The organism is Methylobacterium sp. WL18 (assembly GCF_008040015.1).
Taxonomy (GTDB): Bacteria; Pseudomonadota; Alphaproteobacteria; order Rhizobiales; family Beijerinckiaceae; genus Methylobacterium; species Methylobacterium mesophilicum.
The window spans coordinates 1-2,125 of record NZ_VRVD01000729.1 but is presented as its reverse complement, the minus strand read 5'-3'; the positions used below and the strand labels follow the sequence as shown (position 1 = coordinate 2,125).

Annotated in this window: 2 protein-coding genes and 2 pseudogenes; 2 read left to right on the top strand and 2 right to left on the bottom strand. The window is 70.3% G+C overall.

Features of this window, described 5'->3' with window-relative positions:
* Both FV228_RS34485 and FV228_RS27575 read right to left on the bottom strand, forming a co-directional pair.
* A pseudogene (locus FV228_RS34485) lies at positions 1-170 on the bottom strand (acetyl-CoA carboxylase biotin carboxyl carrier protein); the annotation flags it as partial.
* Between the two features lie 159 nt (positions 171-329).
* Positions 330-1,124 (bottom strand): DsbA family protein, encoded by a 795-nt coding sequence (locus FV228_RS27575; protein ID WP_147857420.1) that lies wholly within the window; start codon positions 1,122-1,124, stop codon positions 330-332.
* Positions 1,125-1,259: 135 nt separating this feature from the next.
* On the opposite strand from FV228_RS27575, the gene FV228_RS27570 reads away from it, so the two are divergent.
* Together FV228_RS27570 and FV228_RS34480 are read left to right on the top strand one after the other, a co-directional pair.
* Positions 1,260-1,919: a DUF1345 domain-containing protein gene (locus tag FV228_RS27570; RefSeq protein WP_147857419.1), complete on the top strand. Its 660-nt coding sequence runs from the start codon at positions 1,260-1,262 to the stop codon at positions 1,917-1,919.
* Positions 1,920-1,997: 78 nt separating this feature from the next.
* Positions 1,998-2,125 (top strand): annotated as a pseudogene (locus FV228_RS34480) (pyridoxal phosphate-dependent aminotransferase); the annotation flags it as partial.

The window sequence follows — 2,125 nt, the reverse complement described above, 5'->3', positions numbered from 1 at the left end:
GCCGCGACAGGCGCGGGCGCCGCCACCTGGACGGTGACGGGCTCAAGCCGCCGCACGACGCGGATCCGCAGGTCACCCTTCTCGACCTCGATCTCGGACAGGCCGGTCTCGGTGACGAGGTTGGCGAGTTCGCGGACGAGCTCGGAATCGATGGGATCGTTCTTGGGCATCCGGCCTTCTTCGTATCGCGCCGCGGCGGTCGGTTCATCCGGCATGCGCGCTGGCACTCGATCACAGCCTCATGGCTGGCGGCTCTTAGACGAAGGCGGCCTGGCGCGACAAGGCCGCGCAGTCCGCCATCCGCCGGTGGGAAGCTCCGGCCTGACGCCTCAGCAGGAGGCGTGGCCGCACTGGCGGACATCCGCGATGGTCTTGCGGATGGGGTCGACCCCGACGGCGCCCGGAATCACCTCGTCGCCGATGATGAAGGCCGGCGTGCCCGACAGGCCCAGCCGGTCGCCCAGGCCGCGATTCTCGCTCAACGCGGCCTTCACCTCGGGGGAGGCCATGTCCTTCTGCAGCTTGACCGTGTCGGCGCCCAGATCCTTGGCGACCTGGATCGCCCGGGCGCCGTTCACCCGGCCCTTGGTCTCGAGCAGCTTCTGGTGGAATTCGAACAGCTTGTCGCCCTTGAGCTGCTGGCGCACCGCGACCGCGACCTGGCTCGCTTCGAGGGATTCCGGGCCGAGCACCGGGAAGTCCTTGATCACCACCCGCAGCTTCGGGTCCGTCTTGATCAGGGTCTGCACGTCGATCAGCGCCTTGCGGCAATAACCGCAATTGTAGTCGAAGAACTCGACGAGCGTGACGTCGCCGGTGGGATTGCCGGCAACGACGTCGTGCGGGCCGTTGATGAGCGCCTCGCGGGCCTCCTTGAGGGCCGCGCTCTGGGCGAGGCGCTGCGTCTCCGCCTGCTGCTTCTCGGCCTCGGCCAGCGCCTCCTGCAGCACCTCCGGGTGCTTGATCAGGTAGTCCTTGACGATCGCCTCGATGCCGGCGCGCTGCGCGTCCGTGAACGGGGCGGATGCCGGAGCGGTGGATTGCGTGGCGTCCTGCGCCGAAGCCGGGACGGCGGCGAGGCCGAGCGCCAGGGCCAGCGCGGGCAGGGAGCGGTTGAAGAGCATGGATCCTCGCTTGCGCGGCAAGCCGGCCCGCGCGTGGCGCGAGCGGTAGAGGGTGGGTTAGGCGTTTTCGCGGCGCCGGGTCAAATCACGATCCCGGCCGGGAGATCCCGCCCGCTGCGCGTCATCCGGTTCGTCATGCCCAAGCTGTTCCGCGCCTTCTGGCTGCGCCCGCACCTGCTCTGCGCGATCCTGGTGGCGGTCGCCACCGCCCTGCTGGTGCCGGGCCTCGATCCGGGGATGCGGTTGCTCGTCGGCTGGTGCGCCGGCGTGATCGTCCATGCCGGCCTGGTCATACGGCGGGCCACCGGCCAGACCCATGACGCCATGCGGCGTGAGGCCGCCCGGCTCGACGACAGCGCCGGGGTGATCACCGTCTTCGCCCTGCTGGCGGCAGCCGCGAGCCTCGGCTCGGTGGCGGTGTTGGTGGTCGGCGGCCGCATCGCCGGACCCGGCGAGCGCTACGCCCTGGCGCTCGCCGGGACGAGCCTGCTCTGCACCTGGGTCTTCGTGCAGATGATCTTCACGGTCCACTACGCGCACGTCTATTACGGCACAGGGGACGAAGCCGGCGCCGAGCGCGGCGGGCTGGACTTCCACGGCGAGACCGAGCCGGACTTCTGGGATTTCCTGTACTTCACCGTGACCATCGGGGCTGCGGCTGCGACCTCCGACACCAATCTCACCAGCAAGAGGATGCGCCGGATCGCGACCGCGCAAACGGTCGGCGCCTACCTGTTCAACACCGGCATCCTGGCGCTGGTGGTCAACATGGCTGCGGGCTTCGCGCCGCACTGACACCGGTTGAGGGCAGGGCCGTCAGGGGGTAACCCCGAGCACCGCACCGCCTCCGCCCTCGCGCCCCGTCAGGAAAGCATGATCCCGATCTCCCGGCGGGCCGCCGCCGTCCAGCCGTTCCTCGCCATGGACGTCATGGCCGCGGCCGCCGCCAAGGCCCGGCGCGGCGACGACGTGGTGCGCATGGAGGTGGGCCAGCCCTCCGC

Excerpts from the sequence above, each read along its gene's own strand:
- FV228_RS27570 (WP_147857419.1), top strand. The coding sequence starts at position 1,260 with ATGCCCAAGCTGTTCCGCGCCTTCTGGCTGCGCCCGCACCTGCTCTGC.
- FV228_RS27575 (WP_147857420.1), bottom strand. The coding sequence starts at position 1,124 with ATGCTCTTCAACCGCTCCCTGCCCGCGCTGGCCCTGGCGCTCGGCCTC.